Raw genomic sequence first — 7,872 nt, 5'->3', positions numbered from 1 at the left:
AGGAGAACGCAGGGCTGTCGGCGGCGCGCAATACCGGCGTACAACGTAGTACCGGTGAGTTTCTTGTTTTCCTGGATGCTGACGACTGGCTTACGCCGGGTTCTATAGAGCGTAACCTGGTGCACCTGCTAAGCAATGAGAAGCTAGCTTTTGTCTCTGGAGCGCATTATAAAGTGTTTAAAGATGGTACGATAAAGGAAGAGATTCAGCATGTAAAATCAGATCATTACTGCAATCTGCTAAGGCGAAATTATATCGGCATGCACTCTTCGGTTCTCTTCAGGCGATGGGTGTTTGATGAATTTTTGTATGATACCAGCTTACGATCCTGCGAAGATTATGATCTGTACCTGAGAGTCGCCCGAAAGTATCCGGTGTATCATCATACAGAGAAAATAGGAGCTTATCGAATACTCTCTGATAGTATGTCTTCTAATTTACCCCGAATGTTGGCTACAGCGCTAAAGGTGTTAGACCATCAGAAAAGCAGCCTACATTCAGAAGCTGAAAAAGAAGCTTATAAGGCAGGAAAAGCTTTCTGGACTAACTACTATTGCACGCAGCTGCATCAGAATCTTGTTGCTAAAAGAACGCGTCCTTCTAAAGCAGCTCTTGATATGTTGTTCGCCTATGAACCGGAACTTGGGCGAGAGTTTGTTTCAAAGAACAGGTTGTATCTGTTGTTAAAGGGCAGTAACAGAATGCACATGCTAAAATACTTGTTAAACAATAAAAGGCAAAACTAGTTGCCTATCAAGCTTAATATGAGCTTCTAATGTAATAGGTAAAATAAGAAAACCTTTGAAAAAGTATCTGCACTATATCCGGAAGAAGTACTTTGCACCTCAGGCGATGGTGCTGATGTATCATAGTATTGCGGAACCGGAATCTGACGTGTGGGACATAGCCGTGAGCCCAGCCAATTTTGAGCAGCAGTTGCAGGAGCTTAAAAAAGCAGGCAATGTTGTGCCTTTAAAAGAACTCACAGACGGAGTTTACAATAAGTCGCTTAAGAATAACAGTATAGCTATTACTTTTGATGATGGTTATGTAGACAACTTCAGTACAGCAAAACCATTGTTGGAGAAGTATAATTTACCAGCCACTTTTTTCATAGCTTCTGGTTACCTGGGCCAGGCGCGGGAGTTTTGGTGGGATGAACTGGAGCACCTTATTCTTTTCACGGAACAATTGCCCCTCGCTATTACTATCACAATCAACAATATTTTAGTTGAAGTTTCTCTCGATGAAGAAGCAACGTTAAATAAAGTGCTGTGGCAAAAGCATAAAGTTTGGAAAGCCTTTGTAGAGAAGCCTGCCAGCAAGCGGTGCCGCTTATATCTAGAGCTTTGGCAACAATTAAAGGCCTTACCAGAGGATGAGCTGCTGCAGCACTTGCAGTCCATCAGGAGCTGGGCAGGTGTGGCAAGGTCTGTACGAACTGGTGCTATAAGTATGGCAGTAGAGCAGTTGCAGGAACTAGAGCAACACACTTTGTTTGATATTGGGGCTCACACAGTTACTCATCCAGCTTTGGCGCTTCATAAACGAGCGTACCAACGGCAGGAACTGCTTTTAAACAAGTCGTTTTTAGAGAAAACATTAAATCAAACTATTGAGTTGCTAGCCTATCCTTATGGCAGCTACAATGGTTATAGTATGGCAGAGGCTTATGAAGCCGGTTTCAAAGCGGCTTTCACTACAGAAGGGAAAGTTATTTCAGAAGGAGATCATCCTTATAGTTTAGCACGTTTCCAGGTGAAGAACTGGACTGGAGCAGAGTTCAAACAACAGCTTCAGCTATGGAAAAGTAAAAAGCTTGCTGCTGAAGCTGCTGTTTAAAGTAACTCTTAAGCTATGATATTTCCTTTCTTCATTTCTTTAACGGCATAGTCGCAGGCACGTGCCGTTAAGGCCATATAAGTAAGCGATGGATTTTGGCAGGCAGATGAGGTCATACAAGAACCGTCTGTTACAAAAACGTTTGGTACATCGTGCATCTGGTTAAATGCATTCAGAACAGACGTTTTCGGATCACGGCCCATACGGGCTGTGCCCATTTCATGAATAGCCATACCCGGATAAGAGCCGTTGTCAAAAGGCGTAACATATTTTAAGCCTGCCGCTTCCAACATTTCGGCGGCGTCATTCATCATGTCTTTCCTCATCTTCTTCTCATTTTCTTTGAACTCGGCATCAAATGCAAGGGTAGGCTGTCCCCATTTATTTTTTACATCCTTGTTCAGGACTACCTTATTTTCATAGTACGGCAGACATTCGCCATAGCCAATTAAACCTAATTTCCAGGCTCCGGGAGTAGTAAGCCATTCTTTGAAACCTGCTCCCATACCTGGTGCCGAAGTGCCTCGTGCCCAGCTTTCGCGGCTGGCACCGCCCTCATAACCGAATCCGCGAACGTAGTCTCTCTTATCGTTGCCTATATTGCGGAACCTCGGAATATAAATGCCGTTAGGTCGCCTGCCAGAGTAATACATATCATTGAAGCCTTCCACGTTACCGGCTGCCCCAACACGGAAGTGGTGGTCCATCAGGTTGTGGCCTAACTGCCCACTGGAGTTGCCCAAGCCATTAGGAAAACGATTGGAGGTGGAGTTTAATAGTATAAAAGCTGAGCCTATCGTTGAAGCATTCACAAAAACAATAGAAGCATAATATTCTACCATGTCACTGGTTTCGGTGTCTATTACTTTTACACCGGTGGCTTTACCTTTTTGCTCATCATAAATAACTGAATCAACGATAGCATTAGGGCGCAGTGTTAAATTGCCTGTTGCCATAGCGGCTGGCAATGTAGAGGACTGAGTGCTAAAGTAACCGCCAAAAGGGCAGCCACGGTTGCACATATCACGGTACTGGCAGGTGCCACGCCCTTTAAGGGCTTGTGTCAGGTTTGCTGTGCGGCCAATAATCATGTGGCGCTGCCCTTGATACTTTTTTGCTATCCCTTCCTTTACGTGTTTCTCCACACAATACATTTCCATAGGTGGCTGATACTGTCCGTCTGGTAAGTGCGGAAGGCCATCTTTATTGCCGGATATACCTACAAATCTTTCCACATAATCATACCAGGGAGCTATGTCTTTGTACCGGATGGGCCAGTCTACGGCAACACCCTCTTTTAAATTAGCTTCAAAGTCTAAATCGCTGAGGCGGTATGTTTGCCTGCCCCACATAATGGACTTGCCCCCAACAATATCGCTGCGGTACCAGTCAAAACGTTTTGATTCAGTATAAGGATTTTCCTTATCGTTAATCCAGAAGCTCTCATTCTGCTCAGTATAAGGATAATCTCTGATTAAGTAGGGGTGTGATTTGCGCTGTGCTTCTGTCAAGTGGCCACGATGAGTAAACTCCCAAGGGTGTTTCATGGCATTAGTATAGTCCTTTACATGCTCCACATTTTTCCCTCTGTCGAGCATCAGCACCTTAAGTCCTTTTTCGGTAAGTTCTTTGGCAGCCCAGCCACCGCTAATACCAGACCCAATTACAATGGCGTCATATGTGTTCTGGGCTTTTGCTTTGCCGTTAATATTCATGAGGCTAGTATTGTTGAAGTAGGAACGTGTTATATTACTGCCCAGGCTTTCTGACCCGGCTTAAGTGGTTCGGAACCTCGGAAATGACCTGGAACTGCTTCATAAGCTAAGGCTTTTGTAGCGCCGATTTCAGAGGTAAAGTAGCCTGCAATTGTCAACTCCTTAATGATGGCAAAAAAAGGAAGTTCCGGCTCTTGTTCTTTTTCTGCCTGTGTTGCAGCCTGGGCTCTTGCTTTCTCCTGTCTTTCCAGCGAAGCATTAGAGCTTGCTTCTTCCAGTGTTAGTAATGTTAGCTGCTGGTTTTGGTCGCATTCTAAAAAGCTGCGGTCATACTTTTTTTCGGCTGTTTGTTCTAGTTCATTCAGGCCATTAAGAAAACGTTTCCTATCAGCCTCTGTGTAGCAATCAGCTAGCATCAGCATAATAAACTCCGGTACTTTCGCTTCCTTGGCCCCAGGAGTGTCGGTCGCAGGAATAATCAGTTCTGCAATTTCTGCTATCAACTCCTTTTGCTCCTCAGTATAAAGGACAGACACCCTATCGGAACTAGTGGTTGTGCAACCATTAAGCAAGCTAAAAAGCAAGGGTGCAGAAATGGAGGTGCCCATCAGCGCTCCAATCTTATATACAGCTTCTCTTCTTTTCATTGATTATTCTTTGAAGCATTAGCAGGTATAACTTATTGTATAGCTACTATAGTTCATCTCTTGTAAAGGAACGCAAAAGCTTACCGATAAAAAGGTAATTTTAACAGCTATTTAATTTGAGCCAGAGGCAATTCCCTTTTTTAATTCCGGAGATACTAAATCAGGGTCCGTATCTGTATGCTCCTGTACCTGTTCCTGCATAGCAGGAGTTACTTTACGGGGAGCTGTATACATGAAGAAACGTTTCAGGTTATTTACAGGTCTTTCGAGTAAATGCCAAGAAAGAGCGGCTAACACAATAGAAACAATCATGTAGAAAAAGAAGCTTACAGTTGGTATTGCTATAACATTCACAATATCGCTAATGTCTAAACCAAACCGATAGTTAAGCACAGCGGCGATTTTGTTTAAGGCTTTCCAAAAAATGAAAGCGGCAAAAATGTGATACAGGTATATGCCATAACTGATCTTTGCCAGGTATAGGACCACTTTATTTTCCAGGAACCTACCAACAACATTGTTAAAGCCTTTATTTGCGCCTTCTATAACAACCATGGCAATAAGGGCAATGTAGAGCCTATCGTACACAATGGCCAGAAACGGATACCCCGAAAAAAGAGAAATTATGTACAGAGGAGAAGCAATAAGCAGTAACTTAAACAGCACTGGTGCACAGGTTTTGCCATTAATGTGCTGGTATGCTAAAAGTGCCCCTAAGCCAAAGCCATCAATGCAGGTGGGCATCAATACCTGCAGTGTTATAATCTCATCCGGGCTGCCCATAAGCAGGTAAAGAACTGCCCTCGAAATTACTCCGGAAATTACTACTAGGTACAAAACCTTAAGCAGGTATTTTTCAGGTGTAAAAATTATTACCCAGGGCCATATTAAATAAAACTGCTCTTCAACTGCCAGAGTCCACAAATGTGGGGTTAGCTCACCCCATTCCTGCGTAAAATAAATATCAAAATTAGAAAGGTACAGGAAGAAAGAAGCAGCATTATCTCTTACATGTTGCCCTGCATAAGGAAGGAGAACCAGAATAAGGAGATAGAAGTAATATGCCGGGAATATCCGTAATGTGCGCCTTAATAAAAATACCGATGCCAGTTGAAAGTCTGTATACTTTCCTTCCTGTACACGCCTTTTGCTGCTCAACAGAATTTTTGTAATAAGGTAACTGCTGAGTACAAAAAAGAAAACCAGAAATATGGCCAGGTTTATTATTCCTCCTACCCACTGAAACATTGGAAGGTAGTGATAAATTAGAACAAAAAGCACGGCACAAAATCGTAGGCCATCTAACTGAGGCTTATACTCTATTATTGAAGAAGGCTTTTGTACGTTAGTCACGGTGTCTCAGTGTAATCGATTTGCAACATAAAATAACCACAAAACATTATTAATTCAAAAGTATGTGAAATATTTTGCGTTAAATTTGAAACTATTGTAGAAATATCTAGCTATAGACATATATTAGCTAATCTATTTTATGTCTATACTTAAATGTAGTGTTTTCTGTTGCTGAATATTGAATATATTTATAGGGATATACGTATATAAAGTGTGGAGAGCACCTGATCTGAATCTCAAAAGCATTAAGCAATATTTGTTAATCTGATTTGTGCCCAGGTATGAGTGGTGAGTTCTACATAATTCTGGTGCAATTAAAAATTGTGTAGTAATAGGTTAAAGTATATCATTTTTTAGAATTTTAAATTTATGATGGCTAGAATTCCATCGTCTCCTCCTTCTATTAAACCTTTACCTCAGTCTAAAAACCGGCCGCTATGGTCTGTTATGATTCCGGTATATAACTGCTCTCAATACCTTACTGAAACCTTAGAGGGGGTTCTAAGGCAAGGTATTCCGGAAAAGGTAATGCAGATAGAGGTAATTGATGATGCCAGTACCGATGCTGATGTGGCAGAGATAGTGGAGCGTATTGGTAAAGGTAGGGTTAAGTACTTTCGCCAATCAGAAAATGTGGGAAGCCTTCGGAATTTCGAAACCTGTATAAACCGTGCCCAAGGTGAACTTGTCCATATACTACATGGCGATGATAGGGTTTTAGATGGATATTATGAAAAAGTCGGAAAACTCTTCCAACAGTATCCAGAGGCAGGTGCCGCCTTCTGCAGGTATAACTACATAGACGAAACAGGAAAGTTGATGTACCCGCAAAGGCCAGAGGTTACCCAGGAGGGGCTTTTGCATGACTGGCTTATTAAACTGGCAGAGTATCAGCGTGTGCAGTATGTGGCAATAGCAGTGCGCCGGGAGGTATATGAGAAACTTGGTGGCTTTTTTGGGCTGACTTACGGGGAGGACTGGGAAATGTGGGTTCGCATTGCTAAATACTATCCGCTGGCTTATACGCCTGAGATACTGGCCGAATACAGGAAGCATGAAAGCTCAATTTCTGGGCAGAAGTTTATTACAGGGGAGAACCTGACAGATATTATTCGGGCCATGGAGCTAATTCAGACACACTTACCTGAAAGCAAAAGAGAGATCATTTTCAGAAGGTCAAATAAGTTTTATGCGCATTATGGTGTCAGAGTTGCAAACCGGCTTTGGCATGATTTGCATAATAAGCAAGCTGTAAACGCTCAGATAAAACAAGTCCTTAAGATGCACAAAGATCCTCTTCTATTCTGGAAGATAGCTAAAATACGCATCAAGGTTCTGCTGAACAGAGCTTAGCAGCTTATATGTGAAGCGTGCCTTTATGTAATAATAGTTTGCCTTTTTCTAAAAGGTTCATGCATTTAATGCCAACATCCACTATACTAACTCTTGCTGCTATAAATGCTTTTACTACTTGTTTATTAATGCTGATATAACTGAAGTAAGTATAAGTATAACTAAAGTATTTTATAGAAAGACATATTTTCTATAGCTTTGTTGTTCGGACTTTTTGCAAAGCTAAGGTTCATTGAAAATATCCTTAAATAACCGTATGTAGAGTTACTATGATGTATAACTATTTACGTTATTCTTTATGTTTCTAGTAAAGAATAAGCTGCTTTATTAAAAAAAATGAGAACGTTTTAATTTAAAGAAACAAAATTTGATAGTGCTTAGTATGATAAGGAACAATTTGGTAAAATTCTAGATGATTGAATTTTAATATAGAAGTCTGTTATGTTACTTGTTGGCCTGTAATGGAATGAAAAAGCTTGATGAGATAATATGTATAATGCTACTTGCTGTACCTGATTGCAGTAGCTAATCACTATCAGACAGAATTTAAACCCTCAGCACCAAATAACGGTACTCTAACCAATAAAGGTATTGTTTTAATTAGTAGACCACCTTCTAACGGGTTCTTCAGAATGAATGCACCTGTTCTTTCATCACTCCATGGATAGAGCTGATATTTTTAATAATACCATAGAGCATTTTGACAGTAATTCTATGATGACAGAAAGTACAACCTCCAAATATCTCGATGGATTTCCTCTTGTGAATTTTAACAAGTACAGCATTGAGACACTAAACCTTCTAGAGTCTTCCGTAAATCAATATACGAAAGAACAGGAGGCTGAACGTGTTCCGCTGGAAAAACATAATGATAAAGAACCAGAACTTCGTGTATATGTTAATCCCTCCTCTGCCTCGAGTGAAATGGGTACAGAACGTGCTGGGAGTTTATGGCTTGAGAC

Annotated in this window: 7 protein-coding genes; 4 read left to right on the top strand and 3 right to left on the bottom strand. The window is 41.3% G+C overall.

Annotated features, from left to right (window positions below; all coding sequences use genetic code 11):
- Together LN995_RS21200 and LN995_RS21195 are read left to right on the top strand one after the other, a co-directional pair.
- Positions 1 to 746: glycosyltransferase (locus LN995_RS21200; protein WP_229963100.1), on the top strand; the 746-nt coding region annotated here is incomplete at its 5' end.
- A gap of 55 nt (positions 747 to 801) precedes the next feature.
- Positions 802 to 1,842: a polysaccharide deacetylase family protein gene (locus tag LN995_RS21195; protein WP_229963099.1), complete on the top strand. Its 1,041-nt coding sequence runs from the start codon at positions 802 to 804 to the stop codon at positions 1,840 to 1,842.
- A gap of 8 nt (positions 1,843 to 1,850) precedes the next feature.
- Here LN995_RS21195 and LN995_RS21190 read toward each other — a convergent pair whose 3' ends face one another.
- From LN995_RS21190 to LN995_RS21180, 3 genes are all read right to left on the bottom strand, one after another.
- The gene (locus tag LN995_RS21190; RefSeq protein WP_229963098.1) at positions 1,851 to 3,557 is read right to left on the bottom strand and encodes a GMC oxidoreductase; all 1,707 of its coding nucleotides are present in this window, start codon (positions 3,555 to 3,557) and stop codon (positions 1,851 to 1,853) included.
- A gap of 29 nt (positions 3,558 to 3,586) precedes the next feature.
- Positions 3,587 to 4,204: a gluconate 2-dehydrogenase subunit 3 family protein gene (locus LN995_RS21185; protein ID WP_229963097.1), complete on the bottom strand. Its 618-nt coding sequence runs from the start codon at positions 4,202 to 4,204 to the stop codon at positions 3,587 to 3,589.
- Positions 4,205 to 4,315: 111 nt separating this feature from the next.
- A complete protein-coding gene (locus tag LN995_RS21180) occupies positions 4,316 to 5,557 on the bottom strand; it encodes an acyltransferase family protein (RefSeq protein ID WP_317206988.1) in 1,242 nt (413 codons plus the stop codon).
- Positions 5,558 to 5,926: 369 nt separating this feature from the next.
- Here LN995_RS21180 and LN995_RS21175 point away from each other — a divergent pair, with 369 nt between their 5' ends.
- Both LN995_RS21175 and LN995_RS21170 read left to right on the top strand, forming a co-directional pair.
- Positions 5,927 to 6,910: a glycosyltransferase family 2 protein gene (locus LN995_RS21175; RefSeq protein WP_229963095.1), complete on the top strand. Its 984-nt coding sequence runs from the start codon at positions 5,927 to 5,929 to the stop codon at positions 6,908 to 6,910.
- A gap of 636 nt (positions 6,911 to 7,546) precedes the next feature.
- The coding region (locus tag LN995_RS21170; protein ID WP_229963094.1) for a hypothetical protein at positions 7,547 to 7,872 on the top strand (326 nt) is incomplete at its 3' end.

The sequence above is a fragment of the Pontibacter silvestris genome, from assembly GCF_020907275.1.
GTDB lineage: Bacteria > Bacteroidota > Bacteroidia > Cytophagales > Hymenobacteraceae > Pontibacter > Pontibacter silvestris.
This window is presented reverse-complemented; position numbering and strand designations above follow the sequence as displayed.